Origin of the sequence: Collinsella aerofaciens, assembly GCF_001404695.1 — a bacterium.
GTDB lineage: Bacteria > Actinomycetota > Coriobacteriia > Coriobacteriales > Coriobacteriaceae > Collinsella > Collinsella aerofaciens_E.
On sequence record NZ_CZAQ01000015.1, the window covers coordinates 16,124 to 41,589 of the forward strand.

The 25,466-nt window shown below is 59.6% G+C and carries 27 protein-coding genes and 1 riboswitch; of the genes, 20 read left to right on the plus strand and 7 right to left on the minus strand.

The genetic code is table 11. The features are described 5' to 3' along the window. Positions 1-89: 89 nt before the first annotated feature. The 14 genes from murC (at position 90) to AQ996_RS05330 (ending at position 13,118) form a co-directional block, all read left to right on the plus strand. Positions 90-1,508, plus strand: coding sequence for a UDP-N-acetylmuramate--L-alanine ligase (murC, locus tag AQ996_RS05265; protein WP_055251668.1), 1,419 nt, complete (start codon positions 90-92; stop codon positions 1,506-1,508). 5 nt (positions 1,509-1,513) lie between these two features. Continuing rightward, positions 1,514-2,425, plus strand: coding sequence for a UDP-N-acetylmuramate dehydrogenase (gene murB / locus AQ996_RS05270; RefSeq protein WP_055251670.1), 912 nt, complete (start codon positions 1,514-1,516; stop codon positions 2,423-2,425). A gap of 424 nt (positions 2,426-2,849) precedes the next feature. Continuing rightward, complete coding sequence (locus AQ996_RS05275; protein WP_231501570.1) at positions 2,850-3,638, plus strand: cell division protein FtsQ/DivIB; 789 nt, start codon at positions 2,850-2,852, stop codon at positions 3,636-3,638. Positions 3,639-3,837: 199 nt separating this feature from the next. Beyond that, the gene (ftsZ, locus tag AQ996_RS05280) at positions 3,838-4,992 is read left to right on the plus strand and encodes a cell division protein FtsZ (RefSeq protein ID WP_055251674.1); all 1,155 of its coding nucleotides are present in this window, start codon (positions 3,838-3,840) and stop codon (positions 4,990-4,992) included. A 210-nt stretch (positions 4,993-5,202) separates the two neighbouring features. After that, positions 5,203-6,003 (plus strand): purine nucleoside phosphorylase YfiH/LACC1 family protein, encoded by an 801-nt coding sequence (locus AQ996_RS05285; protein WP_055251676.1) that lies wholly within the window; start codon positions 5,203-5,205, stop codon positions 6,001-6,003. Next, complete coding sequence (locus AQ996_RS05290) at positions 6,000-6,836, plus strand: phosphate ABC transporter substrate-binding protein (RefSeq protein WP_055251678.1); 837 nt, start codon at positions 6,000-6,002, stop codon at positions 6,834-6,836. The genes AQ996_RS05285 and AQ996_RS05290 overlap by 4 nt, the downstream gene beginning before the upstream one ends. A 1-nt stretch (position 6,837) precedes the next feature. Beyond that, the gene (pstC, locus tag AQ996_RS05295; RefSeq protein ID WP_055251683.1) at positions 6,838-7,764 is read left to right on the plus strand and encodes a phosphate ABC transporter permease subunit PstC; all 927 of its coding nucleotides are present in this window, start codon (positions 6,838-6,840) and stop codon (positions 7,762-7,764) included. A gap of 3 nt (positions 7,765-7,767) precedes the next feature. Further along, positions 7,768-8,673, plus strand: a complete 906-nt coding sequence (gene pstA, locus AQ996_RS05300) for a phosphate ABC transporter permease PstA (protein ID WP_055251684.1) — start codon at positions 7,768-7,770, stop codon at positions 8,671-8,673. 12 nt (positions 8,674-8,685) lie between these two features. Beyond that, complete coding sequence (gene pstB, locus AQ996_RS05305) at positions 8,686-9,489, plus strand: phosphate ABC transporter ATP-binding protein PstB (protein ID WP_055251686.1); 804 nt, start codon at positions 8,686-8,688, stop codon at positions 9,487-9,489. A gap of 92 nt (positions 9,490-9,581) precedes the next feature. Next, on the plus strand, positions 9,582-10,439 hold the full coding sequence (locus AQ996_RS05310; protein ID WP_055251687.1) for a phosphate signaling complex PhoU family protein: 858 nt from the start codon (positions 9,582-9,584) through the stop codon (positions 10,437-10,439). Between the two features lie 119 nt (positions 10,440-10,558). After that, positions 10,559-11,296 (plus strand): YggS family pyridoxal phosphate-dependent enzyme, encoded by a 738-nt coding sequence (locus AQ996_RS05315; RefSeq protein WP_055251689.1) that lies wholly within the window; start codon positions 10,559-10,561, stop codon positions 11,294-11,296. Between the two features lie 60 nt (positions 11,297-11,356). Further along, a complete protein-coding gene (locus AQ996_RS05320; protein ID WP_055251691.1) occupies positions 11,357-12,079 on the plus strand; it encodes a cell division protein SepF in 723 nt (240 codons plus the stop codon). A 36-nt stretch (positions 12,080-12,115) separates the two neighbouring features. Further along, entirely contained in the window at positions 12,116-12,382 is a 267-nt protein-coding gene (locus AQ996_RS05325) for a YggT family protein (protein ID WP_488212537.1), read from the plus strand. A gap of 61 nt (positions 12,383-12,443) precedes the next feature. After that, positions 12,444-13,118 (plus strand): DivIVA domain-containing protein, encoded by a 675-nt coding sequence (locus AQ996_RS05330; protein WP_006234242.1) that lies wholly within the window; start codon positions 12,444-12,446, stop codon positions 13,116-13,118. Positions 13,119-13,285: 167 nt separating this feature from the next. On the opposite strand, the gene AQ996_RS05335 is transcribed toward AQ996_RS05330, so the two are convergent. From AQ996_RS05335 to AQ996_RS05345, 3 genes are all read right to left on the minus strand, one after another. Beyond that, a complete protein-coding gene (locus AQ996_RS05335; protein ID WP_055251693.1) occupies positions 13,286-13,816 on the minus strand; it encodes a nitroreductase family protein in 531 nt (176 codons plus the stop codon). Positions 13,817-14,099: 283 nt separating this feature from the next. Then, a complete protein-coding gene (locus tag AQ996_RS05340; RefSeq protein WP_055251695.1) occupies positions 14,100-14,723 on the minus strand; it encodes a DUF47 domain-containing protein in 624 nt (207 codons plus the stop codon). Positions 14,724-14,790: 67 nt separating this feature from the next. After that, positions 14,791-15,840 (minus strand): inorganic phosphate transporter, encoded by a 1,050-nt coding sequence (locus tag AQ996_RS05345; RefSeq protein ID WP_055251696.1) that lies wholly within the window; start codon positions 15,838-15,840, stop codon positions 14,791-14,793. A gap of 250 nt (positions 15,841-16,090) precedes the next feature. On the opposite strand from AQ996_RS05345, the gene AQ996_RS05350 reads away from it, so the two are divergent. The 5 genes from AQ996_RS05350 to AQ996_RS05370 all read left to right on the plus strand — a co-directional run bounded on the left by AQ996_RS05350 (position 16,091) and on the right by AQ996_RS05370 (position 19,891). Further along, a complete protein-coding gene (locus AQ996_RS05350) occupies positions 16,091-16,429 on the plus strand; it encodes a hypothetical protein (protein ID WP_118335172.1) in 339 nt (112 codons plus the stop codon). Between the two features lie 80 nt (positions 16,430-16,509). Continuing rightward, a complete protein-coding gene (locus AQ996_RS05355) occupies positions 16,510-17,205 on the plus strand; it encodes a Bax inhibitor-1 family protein (RefSeq protein ID WP_055251700.1) in 696 nt (231 codons plus the stop codon). 141 nt (positions 17,206-17,346) lie between these two features. Next, on the plus strand, positions 17,347-18,462 hold the full coding sequence (locus AQ996_RS05360; RefSeq protein ID WP_055251702.1) for a TIGR02452 family protein: 1,116 nt from the start codon (positions 17,347-17,349) through the stop codon (positions 18,460-18,462). Positions 18,463-18,540: 78 nt separating this feature from the next. Continuing rightward, positions 18,541-19,200, plus strand: a complete 660-nt coding sequence (locus AQ996_RS05365) for a GDSL-type esterase/lipase family protein (RefSeq protein ID WP_055251704.1) — start codon at positions 18,541-18,543, stop codon at positions 19,198-19,200. Between the two features lie 85 nt (positions 19,201-19,285). Continuing rightward, positions 19,286-19,891, plus strand: coding sequence for a pentapeptide repeat-containing protein (locus AQ996_RS05370; RefSeq protein WP_233544629.1), 606 nt, complete (start codon positions 19,286-19,288; stop codon positions 19,889-19,891). Positions 19,892-20,036: 145 nt separating this feature from the next. Here AQ996_RS05370 and thiD read toward each other — a convergent pair whose 3' ends face one another. Beyond that, positions 20,037-20,867 carry a bifunctional hydroxymethylpyrimidine kinase/phosphomethylpyrimidine kinase gene (gene thiD, locus AQ996_RS05375; protein ID WP_055251707.1) on the minus strand — a complete coding sequence of 277 codons (831 nt, stop codon included), beginning with the start codon at positions 20,865-20,867 and terminating at the stop codon, positions 20,037-20,039. Between the two features lie 175 nt (positions 20,868-21,042). Beyond that, positions 21,043-22,377 (minus strand): phosphomethylpyrimidine synthase ThiC, encoded by a 1,335-nt coding sequence (gene thiC / locus AQ996_RS05380; RefSeq protein ID WP_148315860.1) that lies wholly within the window; start codon positions 22,375-22,377, stop codon positions 21,043-21,045. Next, positions 22,369-22,485: riboswitch (TPP riboswitch) on the minus strand. It overlaps the preceding gene by 9 nt. Positions 22,486-22,547: 62 nt before the next feature. On the opposite strand from thiC, the gene AQ996_RS05385 reads away from it, so the two are divergent. Further along, on the plus strand, positions 22,548-23,063 hold the full coding sequence (locus tag AQ996_RS05385; protein ID WP_055251712.1) for a hypothetical protein: 516 nt from the start codon (positions 22,548-22,550) through the stop codon (positions 23,061-23,063). A 40-nt stretch (positions 23,064-23,103) separates the two neighbouring features. On the opposite strand, the gene AQ996_RS05390 is transcribed toward AQ996_RS05385, so the two are convergent. Together AQ996_RS05390 and AQ996_RS05395 are read right to left on the minus strand one after the other, a co-directional pair. Continuing rightward, positions 23,104-23,913: a YaaA family protein gene (locus AQ996_RS05390; protein ID WP_055251714.1), complete on the minus strand. Its 810-nt coding sequence runs from the start codon at positions 23,911-23,913 to the stop codon at positions 23,104-23,106. A 102-nt stretch (positions 23,914-24,015) separates the two neighbouring features. Then, positions 24,016-25,413 carry an aminopeptidase gene (locus tag AQ996_RS05395; protein ID WP_055251716.1) on the minus strand — a complete coding sequence of 466 codons (1,398 nt, stop codon included), beginning with the start codon at positions 25,411-25,413 and terminating at the stop codon, positions 24,016-24,018. Positions 25,414-25,466: the final 53 nt, after the last annotated feature.

Genomic DNA, 25,466 nt, shown 5'->3' on the forward strand with positions numbered 1-25,466 from the left:
GATATCTTCGGTCGCCCTCGCGCTGATGCGGTAGGTGCGGTACAGTTAACGGGTTACAGGCAGTGTTTACGCAAGGAGTACACGAGCACATGGCTGATTCCCAGACTGCAACCTCCGCGCCCGAGTTTAAGAGCGCCCACTTTATCGGTATCGGCGGCGCCGGCATGAGCGGCATCGCCCTCGTTCTGCACGAGCGCGGTTATGCCGTTACCGGCTCCGACCTTAAGACGTCACGTTATATCCGCCAGCTTACCCGCGCTGGTGTGAAGGTGCATGTGGGCCATGAGGCCGCCACGATCGACGAGGTCAAGCCCGACGTGGTTGTTGTCTCCACCGCTATTCCGGAGTCCAACCCTGAACTCGTGCGCGCTCGCGAGCTTGGTATTCCCGTGTGGCCCCGTGCCAAGATGCTCTCTGCTTTGGGCCACGGCTACACCACCGTCGCTGTTGCCGGCACGCATGGCAAGACCACCACGTCTTCGATGTGTGCCACCATGCTCGACCGCATGGGTCTGGATCCGAGCTTCCTGATCGGTGGCATCGTCGAGGGCTATGACACGAACGGCAAGAACGGCTCGGGCGACTACTTTGTCGCCGAGGCCGACGAGTCCGACAGCTCCTTCCTGTTCCTGAACCCCAACGTAGTCATTGTGACCAACGTCGAGGCCGACCACCTCGATCACTACTCGGGTATCGAGGAGATCGAGGCAACTTTCGCCAAATTCATGAGCCTGGTGGGCGAGGACGGCACCGTCATCGTCTGCGGTGAGGACCCGCATCTGGTCGAGCTCGCCAAGTCGACGGGCCGTCACGTGCTTTCCTACGGCTTTGCCGAGAACAACGACATCGTCTGCATGCACCCGGATGTCAAGGGCATCCAGAGCGACTTTATCGTTCGCTTTGAGGACGGCACCGAGCACGCTGTCGAGATTAAGAGCAACCCTGGTCGTCACAACATGCTCAACGCCACGGCCGTCTTGACCGTCGCCCATGTCCTGGGCCTCGATATCGACGCCGCCGCTAAGGCACTTTCGAGTTTTGAGGGCGTCCGCCGCCGCTTTACCCACGTGGGCGATATCGACGGCATCACGGTGGTTGACGATTACGGCCATCATCCCACCGAGATCAAGGCGACGCTCGCTGCTGCGTCTTCGCTGGGCTACAAGCATGTCGACGTCGTGTTCCAGCCGCACCGCTATTCGCGCCTGCAGGCTCTGTGCGATGACTTTGCCGATGCCTTTGCCAACGCCGACAAGCTGCTGCTGATCGATGTGTTCTCCGCCGGCGAGATGCCGATTCCGGGCGTTACCTCCAAGATGCTCGCAGATGCCGTTCGCGCCAAGCACCCCGGCAAAGAGGTCGTGTACTGCTCCAGCCGTCTTGAGCTCAACCAGGAGCTTGAGAAGCTCGTGGGCGAGGGCGACCTGCTGCTCACCATGGGTGCCGGCGACGTTACGACCGTCGGTCCCGAGTTCATCGAGTATCTGACTGCCAAGAAAGACGCTTAACCCCTATGGGTCTGTTTAACGCCGTCATGGCGCTTTCGGGCATGATCGACACGGACGTGGTCGAGGACGAACGTCTTGCACGCCATACAAGCTATCGAATCGGCGGCAAGGCCGACCTCTTTGTGACGTGCCATAGCTACCATGCCCTGCGTCGCGCCGTGGCGGTGCTTGACCGCGAACAGGTGCCGTGGGTGATTATCGGCAAGGGGTCCAACCTGTTGGTTGCCGATGGCGGTTATCGCGGTGCCGTCATTTCGCTCGGACGTGAGTTTCAGCGCACGGTTGTTGCCGATGACGGTTGTACGCTGACGGTCGGTGCGGGCGTGATGTTTGCGCGCCTGGTCAACGATGCCCTGTCGCGTAGCCTCTCGGGCCTTGAGTTTGCCGTTGGCATTCCTGGTTCGGTCGGCGGTGCGATATCTATGAATGCCGGCACACGGACCGAGTGGATTGGCTCGCTGGTTGAGGATGTCGTAACGTTTGACCCGGCATCCGGTATCAAGCATTATGCGGGGTCCGAGATCACTTGGGGCTACCGCGAATGTAGCCTTCCCCGCAATGAGATCATCCTCGAGTGCGTGTTCAAGCTTAAACCGGCGCCCAAGGCCGACATTCGCGAGCGCATGGAGCGGTACCTTACAAGGCGCAAGCGTACGCAGCCCATGGGTCGCGCATCCTGCGGGTCTGTCTTTCGCAACCCGCCCGATGCGAGTGTGGGCAAGCTTATCGAGGATTGTGGATTAAAGGGTTTTTCGATTGGCGGCGCGGAAGTTTCGCCCGTTCACGCTAATTTTATCGTTAATAACGGAACTGCCTCGGCCGATGACGTTGCCGCGGTTATTAGACATGTGCACGGAAAGGTGAGGGAGGCGTATGGCATCGAGCTCAGACCGGAAGTTAAATTCCTCGGCTTCTAGAGCATCGAAACCCACCTTCCGCCGCGCCGGAGGGCGTTCCGGCGCGCCTGCCAAACCTCAACGCAATACCGTCGCGCACTCTAAGTCTGTCGGGCATGCTCGACAGGCCAGTCGTCCGGTCGTCGGCTCGCAGCTCGGTAATCGTCCGGCCGCAAAAAAGTCCTCGCGTCCCTCGGTGACGTCAAAGCCTGTTATGGGCGCCAAAACTGCCCGTCCCATGGCAGCTCCCAAGCCCTCGACGGGAACTAAAGCGGCGCGTCCAGGTCGCACGCCGGGCGCATCGAAACCGCGCTCGCTGACATCGGTGCCGGCTACCGCCAAGAAGCCTTCGAGTAAAAAAGGTTTCAACCCGTTATCTTCACTTGGAGCGATGGCAAATAAAACATCAGACGCCGCTTCTGTCGTTACAGGCAAAGGCAAAATCGTGGGCGGCGTTCTGGCCGTCTTGGCCGTGCTCGTCGTCGTTGCCATCGTGGTGATCAACTCTGGACTGTTTACTGCCACTGATATTCAGATTCAAGGCAGCGAGCATGTGACGAAGCACGATGCTATCCAGCTGATCGACTTGCCCGAGGGAACGTCGCTTTTTAACGTCGATCCCGACCAGATTACCGAGGATCTCAAGCAGAACCCGTGGGTTTCGGGCGTGGATGTCCAGCGCCAGTTTCCCCATACGCTTATCATCACGCCGACGGAGCGTAAAGTTATCGCCATTGCGTATATCAGCTCCGACGACCTTGCCTGGGCTATCGGAGACGATGACACCTGGATCGCCCCGCTGTCGACGTCGGTCGAAGTGGACGACCAGGGCAACGTCATCACGACAGGGCAGGGCTCAAATACCTTGACCGGAATCGATGCCGCGCTGGCGCTCGCCAAGCATTATGGCGCGGTGTTGTTGACTGATGTCTCGGCGGATGTCGCTCCGGTTTCCGGCCAGGCGGTGAACTCCAAAGCCGTTAAGGCCGGCCTGGATTATGTGCGTGGTTTTTCGAGCGAGTTCTTGGGACAAGTCAAGGATATTTCCACGCCTTCGGTCGAAGCCATCTCGGCAAACCTCAATAACGGCATTGAGGTGTCGCTGGGCGATTCGGACGATATCGCCAAGAAGGAACGCGTAGTCACCAAGTTGCTTTCGCAGGTAGAGGGCGTAACGTATATCAATGTGCGCTCTCCGGGCAACTACACATTTAGGAATGCTCCGACCTCGTAGCGCTGGTTGATGCTTTGTTGAGGGGCCATACCACGCCGTTTATCTGGTTTGTTTGGTTTTCACGGTCAATTATTTGACTGATACGTTCATAATGTGCAAACATAATACGGTTTACCTTTGCATTTACTTTCAACCTGAAGGTTAATGTGCGCAGGGGTCGACCCATGCTATGGCTATAACCTTTGTTCGGAGGACCGACATGCACGAGACAGAGATCAACAACTACCTTGCCGTCATTAAGGTGGTCGGCGTCGGCGGCGGCGGTACCAACGCGGTCAATCGAATGATCGAAGAGGGCATCCGCGGCGTCGAGTTTGTTGCCATCAACACCGATGCTCAGGCACTCGCGATCTCTGATGCCGATATCAAGGTGCACATCGGCACCGACCTTACCCGCGGCTTGGGCGCCGGCGCCAACCCCGAGGTTGGCCGCAAGGCTGCCGATGAGTCCCGCGACGACATTGCCGAGGCGCTTGCTGGCGCCGACATGGTGTTTATCACCTGCGGTGAGGGCGGTGGCACCGGTACCGGCGCTGCTCCCATCGTTGCCGATATCGCGATGAACGAGGTCGGCGCACTGACCGTCGCCGTCGTGACCAAGCCCTTCACCTTCGAGGGCCGCAAGCGCAAGAAGAGCGCCGAGGAGGGCATCAAGACCCTCTCCGATTGCGTCGACACCATGATCGTCATCCCTAACGATAAGCTGCTCGACATCGCCGAGAAGAAGACCACCATGCTCGAGGCCTTCGCGATTGCCGATGGCGTCCTTTCCCAGGGCACCCAGGGCATCACCGACCTCATCACCGTCCCCGGTATCATCAACCTGGACTTCGCCGATGTTAAGACCATCATGAAGCAGGCCGGTACCGCCATGATGGGTATCGGTACCTCTTCTGGGGATACTCGTGCCGTCGACGCTGCCCAGCAGGCCATCTCCAGCCCGCTGCTCGAGAGCTCCATCGATGGTGCCACGCGCGTGCTGCTCTCCATCGCCGGTTCCAAGGACCTGGGCATCCAGGAGATCAGCGACGCCGCCGACGTTGTCGCCAACGCCGTCGACCCCGAGGCCAACATCATCTTCGGTACCGTTGTCGACGAGTCCCTGGGCGATCAGGTGCGTATCACCGTCATCGCTACGGGCTTCTCCGACTCCAACGTCAACCGTCAGGATGAGCTCTTTGCTGCTCAGCAGTCTCAGAGCAAGGCCGCTGCCTCCGCTGAGCCGCAGCGCACCGCTCCGGCTGCCAGCCCGGCTCAGGCCGCTCCGACCCGCAACGTCGGTGGTACCGAGCTGCCCAACTTTGGCAACGACCAGTTCGAGCTTCCCGACTTCCTGAAGCGCGGTAGCTTCTAGTTCGTTTTTCTCAACGACCTGCACGGGGTGTGTCCATTTGGATGCACCCCGTTTTGTTTCTCGTTTGTAAACGAAAGCCTCCAATCTCCTTACGTTCCCTTTACGTTTGGTCCCTACCGCTGCGGGTATCCTTTTAAGGAAGTATGACAGCCGTATAAACGCGGACTGCGCGGCGACGCCGCGGTACTTGTGTTATTAGGAGGCTTTAGTATGGCAGCACGTGCGGACAGGGTTTCGCGTGTCGACCATGATGGAGTTACGTTGGTGGAGGGCGCGACATCCGATGTCCGCTTTGCCTTTACCGAGCGCACCGGTGGTGTTTCCGAAGATGCGTACTCCTCGCTCAACCTGGGCTCGCATGTAGGCGATGACCCCTTTGCAGTTCAAGAAAATCGTCGTCGAGCGCTCGAAGCTATGGGCGCCACTGAGTGCGAGCATAATCTGCTCGTGCCCAATCAGGTACATGGTGACCATATCGTTACGGTGACTTCGAACGGCGCCGACGATCTTGAGGCTGTTCGCGAGCAGATTGCCGAGGGCTGCGATGCCATCGTCTGTACGGCCCATGACGTGCCCGTGCTGCTCTGCTTTGCCGACTGCGTTCCCGTGGTGCTGGTGGCCCCCGGCGGATTTGCCGTGGTGCACTCCGGTTGGAAGGGCACGATTGCACGTATTTCTGCCAAGGCGTGCCAGGCGCTTTGCGATGCTGCCGGCTGCGATGCGAGCGACGTTTCCGCCTATATCGGCCCCCATATCTTGGCTGACGAATATGAGGTATCCCAGGAACTCATGGACCGCTTTGCCGCCGAGTTTTCGTGCATCGATGCGGGCGCTTCTCGCATGCTCGATCTTTCCGCTGCCATTTGTGAGGCGCTGGTAGATGTCGGTGTCGACGCGGATAATATCGTGGATACCCAGCTTTCGACTGTGCGCCAGAACGACCGCTTTTATTCCTACCGTAACGAGGACGGCACCTGTGGGCGCCATGCTGCGATCGGCGTGATGTTATGAGAAAGATCGTATCGGTCCTGAGCGCCGCTGTGCTTACGCTTACGCTGTGCGCCTGTTCTTCGGGATCTTCTACCTCTTCCATTACCGTGGCCGGCTCCACGACCTGCCTTCCTATCGCCGAGATTGCTGCAGAGGGCTTTAAGGAAGAGACCGGCATCGACGTGCTCGTTTCCGGTTTGGGTTCTTCCGCTGGCATCGAAGCCGTCAGCGCTGGCACGGCCGATATCGCCAGCTCCTCCCGTGGACTCAATGCCGACGAACAGGATTTGGGCCTGACTCCCATCGTCATTGCCCACGACGGTATCGCGGTCATCGTGAACGACGATAACCCGGTCGATAACCTCTCGACCGAGCAGCTCCGCGATATTTACGCCGGCAAGATCACCAACTGGAAAGAAGTCGGTGGCGAGGACCTGAGGATTCAGGTCATCAACCGAGATGAGGCGTCCGGCACGCGTGAGGCCTTTCGCACCATCGTGATGGACGGCACCCCGTTCGATCGCCGCTCGGCCGTTCTTTCGGGCACGGGCCAGGTGCGCGACGTGGTATCTCGTTCGCGCGGTGCCATTGGCTACATTTCGCTGGGCTTCGTCGATAGCCTCAACGCCAAGACCTCGGTCAAGGCCGTCTCGGTCAATCATGTTGAGGCGTCCGAGAAGACGGTCGCGAGCGGCGGCTATCCCATCTCACGCGACCTTTACTTCTTTGTGAAGGGTGCGCCTTCGCAGCAGGCGCAGGATTACATCGACTACGTGACGTCCGAAAAGATGGACAAGCAGATTCGCGAGGCGGGCTTTATCCCCGTCACCAACGACGAGAAGGGGAGTGAGTAGCATGGAAGCACAGGAAAACTCCCAGACTGAGCGGAATGTTCAGACGCCCAAGAAGCGCGAGCTGGCGCTCGTATCGCGCAGTACCTATATCAAGGAGAAGGCGCTGCAGTGGATCTTCTTTGCCTGCGCGTTCTTGGCGGTCGTTACCGTCATCCTGATTTTTGTCTTTACCACGTACTCGGCGCTGCCCGTCTTTACCGACATCGGTCTGGCGGACTTCTTTAGCTTTACGTGGGCGCCCTCTGAGGGTCACTACGGCATCGTGTCGCTGCTTGCCGGCTCGGGTCTGGTGACCGTCGGTGCGCTCGCCATGGGTGTGCCCCTAGGCGTGGGCACGGCCGTGTATCTGGTCGAGATCGCCAGCAAGCGCGTGCGCAAGCTCATCAGCCCTGCCGTTGACCTGTTGGCCGGCATCCCTTCTATCATCTATGGCTTCTTTGGCATGATCATCATCCGTCCATTTATCGCGCAGCTGACCGGTGGTCTTGGTTTTGGTGCGCTGACGGCGTGGTTCGTGCTTGCCATCATGATCGTCCCTACCATCACCACGCTCACCATCGATGCCCTCAATTCCATTCCCATGGGCATTCGCGAGGCATCGTATGCCATGGGCGCCACCAAGTGGCAGACCATCTATAAGGTCGTGTTACCTGCCGCCAAGCTGGGTATCGTGGATGCCATCGTGCTGGGTATGGGCCGTGCCATCGGCGAGACCATGGCCGTGCTCATGGTCGCGGGTAACGCCCCGGTTATTCCCGACAGCATTGCGAGCCCCATCTCGACGCTCACGAGCCAGATTGCGCTCGACATGAGCTATTCCTCGGGTCTGCATCGCTCGGCGCTGTTCGGCATGGGCGTGGTCCTGTTTATCATTTCCGCCACGCTGGTGGGCATCGTCCGTCTGATTTCCAAGAAGAAGAGGGGGTAGGCTATGTCCGATTCCGTTGACACGACGGTCGATACGACCTCGTCGCGCGAGCGCATCAAGCGTGCCCTTTCCCACGGCAAGAAGGGCCGCATCAACAAGGACCTGTCCAACAAGATCATGCTTGGCGTGTTCCGTGCCGCGGCATACATCACCACGCTGGTGCTGGTCGCTATCATCGCCTACGTGGTCATCAACGGCCTGCCACACATCTCGCTCGACTTTATCTTCGGTTGGCCCCAGGGCGTCAACGCCGAGGGCGGTATTTGGCCCACGATCGTCTCGACCGTCTATGTGACGGCGCTCGCCATGCTTATCTGCACGCCGATCGCTGTGCTGGCAGCCGTCTATCTGGCCGAGTACGCCAAGCAGGGCAAGATCGTCGAGCTCATTCGCTACGCTGCTGACGCTTTGGCCTCGGTGCCCTCCATCGTTATGGGCCTGTTTGGCTACGCCTTGTTTGTCGAGGCTATGGGTCTGGGCCTTTCGATGGTCTCGGCCGCTCTGGCGCTCGCGCTCTTGATGCTTCCCATCGTCATGCGCACCACCGAAGAGGCCATTCGCGCCGTTCCGCGCTATATCCGTTGGGGCGCGTATGGCCTGGGCGCCACCAAGTGGCAGGTTGTCTCCAAGATCGTGCTTCCTTCTGCCTTTGGCCGTATTGCCACGGGCATTGTCCTTGCCATCGGCCGTGCCATTGGCGAGACCGCCGTGGTGCTCTACACCATGGGCCAGGCCATCAATCTACCTATCTCGCCGCTCGATTCCGGCCGCCCCATGACCGTTCACCTGTACCTGCTTGCCAACGACGGCATCAACATGAACGCAGCCTACGGCACCGCGCTCTTGCTGATGGTGATCATTCTGGCCTTCAACCTGTTTGCGCGCTTCCTGTCGCGCAAGCGTCGCTAGTTAAGGAGTCCCATGTCCGTTTATCAGTCCGCTCCCACGCTGGAGCAAGCGGCCATCACGGCCAAGGATTTCAACTTTTGGTACAGTGACTTTCATGCGCTGACGGGGCTCGACCTCAACATCGCCAAAAACGCCATCACCTCGTTTATCGGCCCTTCGGGCTGCGGTAAATCGACGTTTTTGCGCTGCATCAACCGCATGAATGACCTGATCGAGGGTACGCGCGTCGAGGGCACCATGACGCTCGACGGCAATGATATCTATGCCGAGGGCGTCGACCCGGTCGACCTCCGTCGTCGCGTGGGCATGATCTTTCAGCAGCCCAACCCGTTTCCCAAATCCATCTACGAGAATGTCGCCTTTGGCCCTCGTCTGCAGGGCGTGACTAGCAAAAGCGACCTCGATGACATCGTGGAAGAATCGCTCAAGCGCGCCAACCTCTGGAAAGAGGTATCCAATCAGCTCAACAAGGATGGTTTGGCGCTCTCGGGCGGTCAGCAGCAGCGTCTGTGCATCGCGCGCGTGCTTGCGGTGCAACCCGATGTCCTCCTGATGGACGAGCCCTGCTCCGCCATCGACCCCACGTCCGTCTCTAAGGTCGAGGATTTGATGGCCGAGCTGGCGCCCGAGATGACGATCATCATCGTCACGCATTCAATGCAGCAGGCAGCTCGTATCAGCGACTACACCGCATTCTTCTTGCAGGAAGTTGCCGGTGAACCTGCCACGCTCATCGAGTATGGTCAAACCGACGCGATCTTCACCAGCCCGGTGGACTCGCGGACGGAAGACTATATCAGCGGCCGCTTTGGCTGATCGGTGCGACTAGCCCCAAGCCGATCGGACCTGGTCCGGTGCGTATTCACTGTGCGGGCGGCATGACCGCACCCAACTGATTGGAGTGAACCATGCGCAAACTGTTTTCCCGTCAGCTCATCGAGGCCCGCCACGAGATGCTGAGCATCTACGAGGCCGTCGATCTGGCACTCCACGATGCCGTTAAGGCCTATGTGACCGACGACCGCAAGCTCGCCACCAAGACCAAGAAGCGCACGCTTTCGATTGACGCGCGCTGCGCCAACTTGGAGGCCGTGTGCTACAACCTGATCGCCACGCAGTCGCCGGTCGCCTCCGACTTCCGCTTGCTGCAGACGATTATCTACGTCGACTTTAACCTGCAGCGCATGACCGATAAGGTTCGCCAGATCTGCCGCGCCACGCGTCACATGGTCAAGGCCGACATCTCGCTGCCCCAGGAGCTCGTCGGTACGGTTGAGGCCGAGGCCGAAGCTGTTTACCAGGTGCTGGGCTCTTCGCTTTCTGCGCTCGTCACCAATGACATGTCCATCATCTGCAACTTGGCCGTCGAGGACGAGCCGGTGCACGCCGCCTACGAGAAGTTCTTCCGCACCTTTAACCGTATGGATACGGGCGACTTTATGGACGACGACAGCAACTATGACGACCTGCGCCGCGCTATCATGGTTTCGCGCTACCTCGATCGCATCGCTTCGATTTCCATCGATGCCGCTTGCCGTCTGACCTTCCTGTTGACTGGTCAGCGTATGAACGCCGGCGATATCGCCCGTGTGGACGAGGATGAGCTCGAGAGCATGCGCGTGCCTTCGGGCGAGGGTGTTATCATGAGGCCCGCCGTCGACGCTCGCTACGTTGCCAAGGTGCCCGCTAACGAGGTCAGCGAGGGTCTTCGCTACCTGCTCGATCATCTTGAGGACGAGGACGATGGCGAGGACGACGAGGAGTAAGTGACCCCGTTCGTCGAAAGATTGTAAATACCTAAGTGAGCGCGGCCTTGCACATGCGGGGCCGCGCTCTTGCGTTAGCATGGGACTACTTGTTTGGCTGTCAGCGGAGGCGATTGGCAATGGATAACTATTTGGACTTGATGCGCGCTCGCCGCGAGCAGATTCTGGAACGTTTTTATGCGGCGCTCGATCGCGCGGGCCGCCCCCACGACGCCGCGCGCCTCATTGCCGTGTCCAAGACCGTTGGTGTCGATGAGACCGTTGCCGCCATCCAGACGGGGTATCGCAATTTTGCCGAGAACCGCCCGCAGGAGCTGGTTCGCAAGCTCACGGGTCTGGCGGAGCATCCGGAGCTGCCCGAGGTGCGCTTCGATATGATCGGCAACCTGCAGACCAATAAGATCAATGCGGTGCTGGGCTCAGCCGAGCTGATTCACTCGGTGGGTTCGCTGCATCTGGCGCAGGCGATCTCGAGCCGTGCTGTCCGCAAGATTGAGGCAGGCGAGCTCGCCGGCCCCCAGTGTGTGCTCATCGAGGTCAATGTGAGTGGTGAGGAGTCGAAGGGAGGCTTTTCGCCCGATGAGATTCGCGCCGCCGCGGGTGAGCTTGCGGAACTTGAGGGAATTTGCGTACAGGGGCTTATGACTATGGCGCCCCGGGGGAATAAGGATGTGGCACGCCGCACCTTTGCGGGGCTTCGTGAGCTGAGGGATGAGCTGGAGGCGGCGCATCCCGATTTGAACCTGCCTGAGCTTTCCTGCGGCATGAGCGAGGACTTTGAGCCTGCCCTTGAGGAGGGCTCTACGCTCGTTCGCCTGGGCAGGGTAGTATTTAGCCCGGAGTTTGCAGTAAAATAAGGCCCTGAAGTGCGCACTGATTATCGGGGTGCCTGCACTAAACCGCGAGAGGACACAACCATGGGCTTCCTTGACGAGATTAAAAATAAGATGCACCTGGGCGGCCAGCAGGGTTACGACCAGGGTTATGGCCAGGACGACGACTACGGCTACGATGACGGCTATGACGATAGTTATCAGGGCAACGGCTACAGCGGTGCTTCGGGCGAGGGCTTCTACACCCAAGACGAGCCGAGCAACGGCCTGCTTGGCCAGACGCGCCGCGGTGAAGCTGAGTCGGTTGCCGTGTATACGCGCTCCGGTCAGCTTGTCGGCGATGACTCCCGTCATGCCACGACGTATAACCCGCCTTCGCGCTCGCAGGACAGCGTTGCGAGCGGTTATCGTCCTGGTGCCTATGACACGCCGTCGAGCTACGCCGAGAACACCCGCGCCCGTGCCGCCGCTGCGCCCGCGCCTGCACCGAGTGATGCCTCGGCCTATGCGAGCAATATCATCAACGCCACGCCGCAGCTGCCGGCCTATGTCCTGCGCCCCGAGAGCTATGACGACGTGGAGACCGTGGTGCGCCGCGTTCGCACCAAGCAGCCTGTCGCACTGATTTTTGTGGGCGTACGCACCGAAGTTGCTAAGCGCGTCTTGGACTTCTCTTACGGCTTTGCCTGCGGTCTGGGTGCCACGGTCAAGGAGGTGGGCGACCGCGTGTTCATGGTGCTGCCCGCCGGCTGCGAGGTCAAAGATTCCGATCTCAAGAAGCTTCGTGCCGACGGCTACCTTAAGTAAAGACAAGACGAGGAGATTCCCATCAACATCTACACTATCGTCCAGCTGGTCAACACGCTGTTCAACTTCTATTCCACGCTCATTGTCGTCTACTGCTTTATGACGTGGATTCCCATGAAGCAGGGTGGTTTGCTTCAGGATATTGCTGCGGTGCTCGATAGCGTGTGCGGTCCGTGGCTCAACCTGTTCCGTCGTTTCATCCCGCCGATGGGCGGTATCGATTTTTCGCCGGTCGTTGCGATTATTGCGTTGCAGTTGGTGCAGAGGCTGGTTCTGCAGCTTCTTATAGGTATACTCGTATAGAACTGACTTAGTAACTTACGTCGGGCGTGTAGCGCCGAGGCGATGAAAAAGGAGACTTGTTATGGCTATTACCCCTGCAGACATCCAGGCTCAGACTTTCTCTGAGGCCAAGCGTGGCTACGATCCCGCCGAGGTCGACGTCTTCTTGGAGACGCTGTCCTCCGAGGTTGACGCTATGCTCGCTAAGATCGTCGACCTTAAGGGTCGCCTGACTGCTACCGAGCAGCAGCTTGCCGATGCGCAGGCTCAGCTTGCCCAGGCTCAGGATGCCACCGCCCAAGCCGTTCCTGCCGCCCCCGTGGCTGCTCCCGCCCCTGACTTCTCCGCTCAGGAGCGCCAGATTTCCGCTGCCCTGATCGCTGCCCAGCAGACCGCTGAGACCATCGTCAACGATGCCAACGAGAACGCTGAGCGTATCCGCAACGAGGCTGACGCTAAGGCACGCGAGGTTATCCGCCAGGCTCTGACCGAGAAGCAGGCCGAGCTCGAGGAAATCGATCGTCTCAAGGCTTCCCGCGAGGAGTTCAAGGCCGAGTACCTCAAGCTCATCCAGCACTTCATGGACGATGCCCAGAACTCCTTCCCGGCCGACCTCATGGCCTCCACGCCGGTCGGTTCTGCCGCTTCTCCTGCGGTGACTGTTCCCGCCGAGCCGCTGCCCGTCGCTGACCCGGTTGTCCCCGTGGCCGATCCCTTCGCCCCGATCGACAACTTTGCCGCCGACGACCTGGACTAACATTCGGCCTACAATTTAGTGCCTAGAAAGGACCCGCAGCTTGCGGGTCCTTTTTTATGACTGTGCCGGGGTGCGTAACATAAAAAACCGAGCCCTGCACATAGTGGCGCAGAACTCGGCGAACGGGTGAGCGGTCAAGGGTAGGTTTTAAGGCATGTCCCAAAAATCTACTTGAGGAGGAAGTCGGAGAGGGGAATGGTGCGGGCCTCGCGATGCTCGGGGTCTGCGATGTGGTCGGCAGGATAGCCACAGACGAGCATGTGATAGGGATAGACACCCTTGGGCAGATTGAACTGCTCCTGTGCCACCTCAGGCTTAAAATGGCATACCCAGCACGTTCCCAGGCCCTGCTCGGTGGCCTCCATCATCATCTGGTCGCACACGATGGACGTATCGATTTCACTGGAATTCATCTGGTCATACGGGCGCACCCAAGCATCATCGGTAACGCTGCAAATAAGGAAGACAAGCGGAGCTCCAAAGATAGACCCATCACGAGCAAACCGAGGCTGACAAGCAGCAGCCTTCTCCAACAGCTCAGGCGTATCCAGCACCATCACACGGGCTGGATGATTATTACAAGCAGAAGGAGCAATCCGCCCCGCCTCAACAATGGCATCCACTGCCGACTGCTCAACAGGACGGTCCTCAAAAGAACGACAAGAATACCGACCACGAGCCAGATCCAAATAAGACATACAAGCCCTCCTAAAATTAAAAATCAAACAAACCAAAAGTAACCCAAAGAGTACCCAAAGCAGCAATCAGCCAAACGCTCATCAAGGGCCAAAGTGTCCGAACGGATACCAAAGGTCCCTTCAGCCAAACCCCCGTCGCGCTAAATCTATCAGCCAAAGTTCCCAATGGTGGTACGTAAGGCGAAGGGCCGGCCACGGTTTACTTTCGAACGACTCTGCAAAGCAGCCGGAGTGAGAAAGCAAACCGTGGCCGGCCCTTCGCCGCCGGGACACGTACCCCCAATTAACTGTTCTTCATGACAATCGAATCCACGACATCGGCCACATTCTCGCAGCAGTCGGCGCAGTACTCCAGGAAGGCGTACACGTCACGCCAGGCGATGACCTCGAGCGGGTCCTTGCCGTTAACGTGCAGGTTACGCATGGCGTTGATATAGAGCTCGTCGGCCTCGGACTCGATGGTGTTGATCTGGATGACGAGCTCGCGCAGCGTTTTGGACTTGCGGTAGTTAGGCAGCTCGACCATAAGGTCCTTCATGGCGCGGCAGGCGTCGGTCACCTTGTGGGCGATGACGATGGCGTCGGGATGGATGCTCTGGATGTTGGTGAAGTAGACGCGCTGCACGACGCCCTCGATACGGTCGAGCACGGTGTCGAGTGAGCAGCTCATCAGATCCAGATCCTCGCGCTCGAGCGGGGTGATAAAGGCGGTGAGCAGGGCGTCTTCGAGCTCGTGGTGCTTCTTGTCGGCCGCATGCTCGATCGCGTGCATCTTGTCGAGCATATCGTGAATCTTTGCAGGATCGAAGTTCTCGAAAATCTTGGTAAGCAGCTCGGCGGCCTGGACGGCGAGGTCGGCGCAGGCGACGTAGTTGTCAAAGTAGAACGAATCGGGTTTCTTTGCCATGAGTGGGTCCTTTCGAGGCGAAGACGGGTGGGCGAGGTGTTACGGTCCGGATGGACGTTCGGTTTGACTAGATGAACATCATGAACAGCTTGGCCATGACAAAGCTGATGAGTCCGCAGGCGGGGAAGGTGAAGAACCAGGTGAACATCATGTCCTTGACGACGCCGAAGTTGATGGCCGAGAGGCGTTTGACGGCACCGACGCCCATGATGGCGCAGGTCTTGATGTGCGTGGAGGACACGGGGATGCCGGTAAGGGTGGCAAGCAGCAGGTTCGCGGCGCCCGCCAGGTCGGCGGAGAAGCCCTGGTACTTTTCGAGCTTGACCATGCTCTGGCCAACGGACTTGATGATGCGCTCGCCGCCCACGCTGGTGCCGATGCCCATGGTGGCCGAGCATAGCAGCATAATCCAGATGGGGATGCCGGCATCGCCGACGCTCGTCTGGCCGCTGGCAAAGGCCACGCCTAAAAAGAGCACGCCGATGAACTTCTGTCCATCCTGCGCGCCGTGCATAAAGCTCATGGCCGCAGCGCTCGCGATCTGAGCGTATTTAAAGAAGACATTGGCACGTCGCCTGTTGGCGGCGGCGAAAAGAATCGAGACGAGCTTGCACAGGACCCAGCCCATGACAAAGCCCAGACCGATGGAGAGCGCCAGGCCGTAGATGACCTTCATCCACTCGTGGACGTTGACGCTGCTCGCACCGCCGAGGGCGATGGCGGCACCGGTCAGGCCGGCGATAAGGCTGTGGCTTTGCGAGGTGGGGATGCCAAAACGCGACGCTGTGGCGCCGTAGACGACGATGGAGAACAGCGCCGCGCACAGACAGGCGAGCGCCATGGTGCTGTTTCCGCCAAAGTCGACAATATGGGAGATGGTGTTGGCGACGCTCGCGTTAAAGTGCGTCATGATGAGCACGCCAAGGAAGTTGAATGCGGCACTCATGAGAATAGCGGCGCGGGCGGGCATGCAACGCGTAGTGACGCAGGTCGCGATGGCGTTGGGTGCGTCGGTCCATCCATTGACGAAGATGGCGCCGAGCGCGAGGATCACGGTGACGGCAAGGACTGGGTTCGACACAAGTTGGCCGAGGAAGGTTGAGAACGTTACGTCCATATATGGGCTTTCTCGAAGTTTGCAGGCACGTTACAGAAACATGATAAATCGTATCACCTCCTGCGGGTTTCTTTACCGAGTTCTGATGGGAGCAGTGAATTTTTTGGCACTAAAAATGAATATTAGCCCTGTTGACCGTGGGTGTTCTTTTTGCTAACACACCATGAGGACACGTACGCGCGCCCCAACACCCCAAAACCACAGCCTGTTCGCTTTACAACATGCAAACATGCGTTCGATAATAGGAGGCATGGAATATCGACAGACAGATGGCAAAACTCGGCGCGTGCACAAGCAGTATGTGGACGTCGTGGCTCGCATCCTCGCGGGCGGACAGGTCGTGCCGGTCACCGTCTGCTGGGTCGACGGTCGTTGCTTTACGATTGACGAGATTGTCTCGACCACTGGGTTTGGCCTGACGGTTCACGGCATTCGTACGGCAACCTATAAGGTGCGTTTTGGCGGACATGCGACCGAACTGTATCTGGAAGAACAGGCACGCGAGCGACCGGATGGCTCGCAGACTCATCTGATGCGTTGGTGGGTGTGGGCGTTCGACCGAACACTCGAGAGCGAGCGCCGCAGGTAAGAACGCGTGGCGTTCGGGTACAATGGCAGGAAACTTGTCAGCTACGGCGCCGTCGCGGTGCTTTTTGAAAGGACGAAATTATGAACGATATCCAGGGCTATCAGAACGGCCCCGTCGAGACCGGCGCAAGTCGCGCCAAGGAGATGTCGCCGCGCGCGTACAACCTTGTCATGTCTGCCCTCATCTTTTTGGGCTTTTGCGCCATGGGCGCCGGTGCTTACTTTACGAGCACCATGTCGTTTGCGCGCATGATGATGAGCGGGGCCGCCCTGCCGCTGGTTTTTGGCTCGTTTATCCTGACCATTGTCGGCATCGTCATGATGTCAGCCGCCGCCAGCAAGCAGTCCGTGGGCCTGTCCCTTGTGGGCTACGTAATCTTTGCGAGTACCTTTGGCCTGACCGCGTCGTTTGGCCTTGCCAACTACGACCTGCCCACCATCAACACTGCCTTTATCGCCACGGCCGCCATCACCTTTGTCTTTGGCGCCTTGGGCGTGACGTTCCCCAAGTTTTTCCAGCGCGTATATGGCATCGGTTTTGGCATTCTGCTCGCCACTATTCTGGTTGAGATCGTGCTGATGTTCATGGGCGTCTCGCAGACCATCACCGACCTGATCGTGATCGTGGTGTTCGCCGGCTTTATTGGCTACGACACCTATGTTGCCACGACGGTGCCGCCCACGCTGCCCAATGCGGTGCTCATGGCGTCCAACCTGTTCGTGGACATTATCAACGTGTTCCTGCGCATCCTGAACATCCTTGGTCGTCGCGACTAGCGCGGGGCATTACGGCGTTTCTTGTCGGATGCGGTAAAACGATGCGAAAGGCGGTCCTGCGGGGCCGTCTTTTTTGTGCGCGGCGGGGTATCATGGATGGGAAAAAGCCGATAGCGGCAGCGACAGGAAAGGTGGCCACGTATGGCAGACGTCGACAACAGGAACCGTAACCGCAGGTCCAACCGAGCGGGTCAGCCCAATCCCAAGCGCGAGGCCCGTGCCAAGGCCGCCGAGCGTCACGTGGCAACTGTGTCCGAAGCGTGCGCCAAGGATATCGAGCGTTCGCTCGCCGGTGTTCGCGAGTTTGACGGTATGCCTGCCGGCTTTGTCGCGGCGATGAAGGCCAAGGTTCAGAGTGCTGTGGCCGCCGAAGAGCAGGTCGCCGAGGACGTCGAGAACGCGGAGACTGCCGAGACCGAGGCGGCGCCCGAGCCCGTCGAGGAGCCTGCCGAGGAAATCGCCGAAGCTGAGTCCGCGCCTGCTGAGGAGCCCGCTCCGGTCCTGCCCGAGGTCACTGTGCTTGATGCCTCCGCCACGCAGGCAATCCTCGATAACGGTCGCGGCTATGCGCAGTTCTGCGACATGGCCGTGCTCGCCTTTGCCTCGTTTACCAATCCGGGCGGTGGATATATTCAGGGTTATCTGGGCCAGGAGGCCACGCTGTGCGCCGATTCGTATCTGTACAACGTTCTCGATAAGCAGCGTAAGTGGTACGGCGAGAACCGTCGCCGCAACATCAACTGCGAGCTCTATCGTAACCGCGCCCTGGTGGTGCCTGCGGTGCGCTTCGACCGCAACCACGTGCATGCATACGCCGACGTGATCGTGGCCGCCGCGCCCAACGTTAGGCGCGCCCGCCAGGAGTATCGCGTGAGCGACGATGCTCTGCTGGATGCCCTGCGCGACCGCATTCGCTTTGTGCTCGCCATCTGCGATGAGCTTGGTCGCGAGAAGCTCGTGCTGGGTGCTTGGGGCTGCGAGAACAACGGCTTTGATGCCGAGGCCGTGGCCGAGCTCTTCCGCAAGGAGCTCGCGTCGGGCGACTTCAAGGTCAAGCAGGTCTTCTTTGCCGTGCCCTCTACGCGCTGGGACCAGGACTTTGCCAAGTTCGAGCACGTGCTGGCAAACTTCCCTGAGCGCAACGAGGAGTCCTATGCCCAGGTTGCCGCCCGCGCCGCAGCCGCTCGCGCCGCCGAGCAGGCCCAGACAGCAGTCGAGGATGATGAGGACGAGGATGACTGGCGCAAGTACCTGTAAGCGGTGCGCGCGATGTGATATGCCAAGCCGACGGGAGGGGTTGCCCCCGTCGGCTTTTTACTGAATGAGGAGCTCAAGATGAAAAACGTTCTGTGCTTTGGTGACAGCAACACCTATGGCTATGATCCGGCGGGTATGCGCGACGGTACCGCAGTGCGCTATGCGCAGGATGTGCGCTGGTGCGGCGTGGTGCAGCGTGACCTGGGTGAGGGCTGGCATGTGATTGAGGAAGGTCTAAATGGTCGCACGACGGTGCGCGACGATATGTGCCATCTGGACACCAACCTCAACGGCATTCGCGCGCTTCCGATGCTGCTCGAGGCCCATAAGCCGCTGGATGCGATCGTGATCATGCTGGGCACCAACGACTGCAAGACGGTCTTTGGCGTGACGGCCTCCGATATTGCCCGCGGCGCCATGGCGCTGATTCGCGCCGTCCGCGCGTTTCCGTGGACCGACGCTGCGCCTTGTCCGCGCATTCTGTTGATGGCTCCTATCAAGATTAAGCCGCAGATCGCCGATGTGTATATGACCGACTTTGACGATCATTCCGTTGAGGCATCTGAGCATTTTGGTGAGTACTACGCGCATGTGGCTGAGCAGTTTGGTTGCGACTTTTTGAATGCCGCCGACTTTGCCGAGCCGGGCGATATCGACTATCTGCATATGATGCCCGAGAGCCACGAGAGCTTGGGACATGCCGTGGCAGCCAAGCTCCAAGAGATGCTCGGTGAGTAGCGCGACCCCAAGCCACCGCAAAGGGGACAGGCACCTTTGCGGTGGTTTTGCCCGGGTAAACGAACGGATTGGCTGCCATATGGGCATGGACGAGCTCATCGACCTCTTTGCCGAGGGCGATGAGCTCGTCTCCAATACCGCTTTTGAGGATTTGGATCTTGCCTACGACGTGGCGAACGGCGCGACCTTCGATGGCGTTGTGTTCCGATCTTGCGAGTTCGATAGCGTTGACTGGAGCGGCTCGACGTTTCGCGACGTGGTGTTTCGCGGTTGCCGCTTTATCCGCTGCAACATGGAAGGCTGCTGGCTCAGCCGCTGCGACTTCGTTGACTGCTCGGCACCGGGACTCAACTTGCTCAAGGCGCGCCTGTCGAGCGTGTCGTTTGGATCGTGCGATTTGAGCTATGCGAACCTTTCGGAGGGACGCATTGGCCCTATGACAGCATGCGATACACGTCTGAGAGAGGCTGCGTTTCAGGGTGCCAAGCTGGGTCAGATACGCCTGGATGGCTGTGACCTGACGCGTGTTGATGTGTTCAAGACGTCGCTTTCCGGCGTTGATGTGTCGCGCTGTACATTTGCAGCGCCCGTTGTTTCGGGCGATTACCATGAGTTGCGTGGCTTGACGGTCAATGCCGAGCAGGCGCTGGCACTCTCGGGTTTGTTGGGAATTCAACTCGCCGACGAATAGGCGCTCTGGTCCTTTGCTCGACCGCTATCTAAAATCAAACCGTCGCAACATTTAATGATTTTTCGCGTTTGCACGATTTTCATCGAATGTTGCGACGGTTTTTGGTGCAAGGTAGCCTGTCTCTTTTTGGCAGGTTGCTGGCTATTTAGTACTGCCACATGTGGTTGACGGGGCCGGAGCCTTTGCCCATGTCAAAGCCGGCGGCCAGAGCGCCCGTTAAGTAGGCCTTGCCGGCGTTGACGGCATCGGCAAGATCCATGCCCTGGGCCAGCGCGCAGGCGATGGCGGACGAGAGTGTGCAGCCGGTGCCGTGCGTGTTGTCGGTCTCGATGCGCTTGTGACGGAACCACGTGGTGAGTGGATCGCCCAGGTGGTTGCCCTCGTCATCGAGTGGCGCGGGCTCTGCCAGCACATCGTTGGCCTCGTTGACAAGGTGTCCGCCCTTAACCAGAGACGCGCATCCAAAGCGGCGGGTAAGGAGCATGGCGGCATTTTGCTGCGTGCGCTCGGAATCGATCTCGTAATCGAGCAGCGCCATGGCCTCGGGAATATTGGGCGTGATAACGGTCGCCAGTGGGAACAGGCAACGAGTAAGCGCCTCGGCGGCATCCTCGGCAATGAGACGGGCGCCCGAGGTGGCGACCATGACGGGGTCGACAACGATGTTTTGCGCATCCCATGCGCTCAAGCGGTCTGCGATGACTTCGATAATCTCGGCAGAGGAGACCATGCCGATCTTGACGGCGCTGGGGCGGATATCGTCAAAGACGGCATCGATTTGTGCCGCGACAATGTCGGGGGAGATATTCTGCACGGCGGTGACGCCTAGGGTATTCTGTGCGGTGATGGCCGTGATGGCTGTCTCGGCATACAGGCGGTGCGCTGTGATGGTCTTGATGTCGGCCTGAATGCCGGCGCCGCCGCTGGAATCGGATCCTGCGATGGACAGGACGGCGGGTACCTTACTGCGATCCATGTTCGCTCCCTTGTTCGGTCGGATTCAAATGGGTCTTCTAGGCATTATAAATATGCCCGGGCCGGCTGTATTCCGAACCCGGGCGGGTGATGCAATCTTTACGCAAATGTAAGCAAATGTTCACATGTCAACAATTGACGAGCACCTTGTTGCCGATTGTGGCTCCAGTGACGCGTTAATCCTCCATGCCAAGATCGATCGTCGTGCCCTCGAACACCTTGTTGACGGTACGGACGGCGCACATCTTGCCACACATGGTGCAGGTGCCCTCGGTGGCGGCGGGGGATTCCTCGTAGCGCTTCTTACCGGTGACCGGATCGAGCGCGCACTTCCACATGGCGTCCCAGTCGAGCTTGCGGCGTGCCTGGCCCATCTTGTCATCCATGTCGCGGGCGTGTGGCACCTTCTTGGCGATGTCGGCGGCGTGTGCGGCGATCTTGGTGGCCATGAGGCCATCGAGCACGTCCTGGGCGTTGGGCAGGCACAAGTGCTCGGCCGGTGTCACGTAGCACAGGAAGTCGGCGCCGGAGCTGGCGGAGATGGCGCCGCCGATGGCGGCGGTGATGTGGTCGTAGCCCACGCCGATATCGGTCACCAGCGGCCCGAGCACATAGAACGGGGCGTTGTGGCACAGGCGCTTCTGCAGTTTCATATTGGCGGCGATCTCGTCGAGTGCCATGTGACCCGGACCCTCGACCATGACCTGGACGCCGGCTGCCCATGCGCGCTTGCACAGCTTGCCCAGCTCGATCATCTCGGCGGTCTCGGTGGCGTCGTTGGAGTCGTAGAGACAGCCCGGGCGGCAGGAGTCGCCGAGCGAGATCGTCACATCGTACTCGTGGCAGATCTCGAGCACCTCGTCGTAAAACTCGTAGAAGGGGTTCTCGTTGCCGGTGACCTCCATCCAGCCAAACAGCAGCGAGCCGCCGCGGCTGACGATGTTCATCAGGCGGCCGGTCTCCTTAAAGGTCTTGATGACCGATTTGTTGATGCCGCAGTGGATGGTCATAAAGTCCACGCCGTCCTCGGCGTGTGCGCGCACGACCTCGAGCAGGTCGTCCTTGGTAAGCTTGACCAGCGGCTTTTCCATGTAGCCGATGGCGTCGTACATCGGCACCGTGCCCACCATGAGCGGCGTCTCGTCGATGAGCTGCTGGCGGAACTGGCGCGTCTTGCCCGAGTTGGAGAGGTCCATGATGGCGTCGGCGCCGTAGTCCTCAGCGATCTTGACCTTCTTCCACTCCTCGGCGGCATCGGCCTTGTCGCCCGAGATGCCCAGGTTGACGTTGACCTTGGTGGACAGGCCCTCGCCGACACCAAAGGCGCGCATGCCCTTTTTGATATGCACGATGTTGGCGGGAATGGCGATGCGGCCGTCTGCCACGCGCTCGCGGATGTACTCGGGGTCGCGATGCTCGCGCTCGGCAACCTCCTTCATCTGCGGTGTGATCTGCCCGGCGCGGGCGAAGTCGATTTGCGTGACGAGCTTGGGCTCGGTCTGTGTGCTCATTGGCACGGCTCCCTTCGTTGGCATTACCCATATCAGGTTTGCGGGTCAGGGCGGGCGCGCCCAATCTCAGCCTGTCGTCTTGTCCTGCAAGCTCCCCGTTATGTCATGGGCTCAAGTATAGCCTGAATGGGTACGATTGGGCCAACGAGCGTGCCTGTGGGGAGGCGAACATGGAAGACAAGCATCTATATCGAGAGACGCAATGGGATGTATCGGCCGAGGAAAGCCGTGCGCACCATGGCCTTGTCGCGATTGGCTTTGCGGTGCTTGCCGTGCTGGTGATTGCCTTTTGTATCTGGACGTATGGTGGTCGCGGCGGCGCTGCCTGGGAGTTTGAGGCCGACGATGCCCTGCCGATCATGACGGTGAAGGTCGCTGGTGGTAACACGGTGGCCGCGCCGGGCGACTATTGGTATCCGCGCGACGAGTTTGTGCAGCTGCAGCTGAGCGGTGGCTCCATTCCTGGTGAAGAGATCGAGCGCGTGACCTTCGATGCGTCGCTTAAGACGCTGTCGGTCGAGCTCAAAGATCAGGGGGACGTTCCCACGACCATGGACATTGCGCTGACGGAATGGCGCCTGGAGCCTCCGACGGGTGTTGCGGTGTCCGAGGTTGAGCATGTCAAGATTACCTATCAGGACGGCTCGACAAATGAAATTGCCAAAGCCGACGGCTTGGCGGAATAGACGCCGTGCCTAGGCGGCACATTCAAAAGTAGCGGTGATCCTACAAGGCCTGTTCGTTCAGGAAGACCAAAGTGTTTTTATTTGAAAGCTCGGGAAAGTGGCGATAACCAACGTCGAACGCGGTGAGCCCGCTTACATCCTCGAGCTTGTTTTCTGCCATCCAGCGCACCATGGAGCCGCGTGCCTTTTTGCTGGCGGTCGAGCGCTGGATGGGCTTGCCGTTGCGGATGCCTTCGCCAAAGAGGCATGTGACGACCGTGGCATCGGTGGTGAGGCGGGGCAGAACGGCTTTGGCGTATTCCGCGCTGGCGAGGTTGACGATCGTAGCGTTGGAGCCTGCCGGAGCGATGGCCCGTGCGAGCTTGTCGCCCCAAAACGCATAGAGGTCTCGGGCATCGTCGACGGCAAGCTTCGCGCCCATCTCCAGCCGATACGGTTCAACGGCATGAAAGGGGCGTACGCATCCGTAAAGGCCCGATAGGATCCACAGATGGTCTTGCAGCCATGCGAGCTGCGCGGAATCCATCACCTCGGGTGCCATGCTCTGGTATTGAATGCCGTGATAGGACATGACGGCAGGGGAGAGGTGACGGGCGAGTGCGGGATTGTCGAGATCGCCGTTTTTCAGGATGGGCCCAAACTCATGCAGGGTGTTGAGGCAAGGCCCCAGCAGTTTGTCACTCACGTTCCAGAGCGCCTGCAGACCTCCGCTGCCTTCATTCCGCTCGATATCTAGCAGTGCGCGGTGGAGGCGAGCCGTCTCGTGCGCAAAAGGTGGAATGCCCAGGACTTCAAAAGCATCTTGGGCCGCACGCATCTGCTTGGCGGGCGAAATGATGGCCTGCAGCATGGACTCTCCTCTGCCAAAAGGAAGTTGCGGTGGAATACGGTCTGTTTTGGCCGTTTATGGGCCAGTTTAGTCCGTATCTCACCGCAACTGATGAAGGGTTGGTTAGGCGCGCTCGATGAAGGCCTTGTAGCCGCGATAGGCCTCGTAGATGTCGGCCTTGTTGGCGACCTCCCACAGGGCGTGCATGGACAGGACGGCAACACCGGAGTCGATGACGTTCATGCCGTACTTGGCCATGATGTAGGCGATGGTGCCGCCGCCGCCCGCGTTGACGCGGCCGAGCTCACAGGTCTGGAAGTCCACGCCGGCCTCGTCCATGATGTCGCGGATGAGGGCCACATACTCGGCGTCGGCGTCGTTAGAGCCGCCCTTGCCGCGGCTGCCCGTGTACTTGTTAAAGCACAGGCCGCGACCCATAAAGGCTGCGTTCTTGGTTTCGAACTTGCCGGCGTAGCCCGGGTCGAAGCCGGCGGACACGTCAGAGGAGAGCATACGGCTGTGGGCGAGTGCACGGCGCAGGGCCAGCGGGCTATCCTCGCCGGCGAGCGTCATGATCTCGGCGACGGTGTTCTCGAAGAAACGGCTCGTCATGCCGGTGGCACCCACGGAACCGATCTCCTCCTTGTCGACGATGAGTGTGATGCTCGTGCGCTCCACGTTGGCGACGTTGATCTGGGCGAGCATGGACGGATAGGCGCAGACACGGTCGTCGTGGCCATAGCCCAAAATCATGGAGCGGTCGAGACCCATGTCGCGGGCGGGGCCGGCGGGCACGACCTCGATCTCGGCGGAGAGGAAGTCCTCCTCCTCGACATCGTACTGTTCCTTGAGGATATCCAAGAACATCTGCTTGACGGGCTCCTTGGGGGCGTCCTTGTCGTCCTCGTCAAACTTGACGGGGCGGCCGCCCACGATCACGTCGAGGATCTCGGCGTCGACGGCGTCCTTGGCGGGCTTGGCCATCTGCTCGCTCGAGAGGTGGATCAGCAGGTCGGAGATGGTAAAGACCGGGTCGTCGGCCTTGTCACCGATGTTGATGTCGACGGTGGTGCCGTCCTTTTTGCAGATGACGCCTACGAGTGCGAGCGGGGAAGCGACCCAGTGGTAGCTCTTGACGCCGCCATAGTAGTGCGTGTCGAGATAAGCCATGTCGCCGGCCTCGAAGGCGGGGTTCTGCTTGAGGTCCAGGCGCGGCGAGTCCACGTGGGCGCCCAGGATGTTAAAGCCCTGCTCGAGCGGGGCGGTGCCCAGGTTGACGAGCATGAGGTCCTTGCCGTGATTGGCGGCGTACACCTTGTCGCCGGCCTTGAGCGCGCGGCCCTCGGCAATCACGGTCTCCAGATTGACGTAGCCCGCCTCCTCGGCCATCTTGATACCGGTCTTGACGCACAGGCGCTCGGTCTTGTTCTCGCTCAAAAACTGCTTATAGCCGCGGCAAAGCTCCTCGAGCTCCTCGATCTGCTGTGGCGTGTACTTTTTCCATGCGCAGGGACGCTCCATGACGCAGGCTCCTTTCGGATCGATCGTGCTGGTTGATGTACCGTGAGCCATCG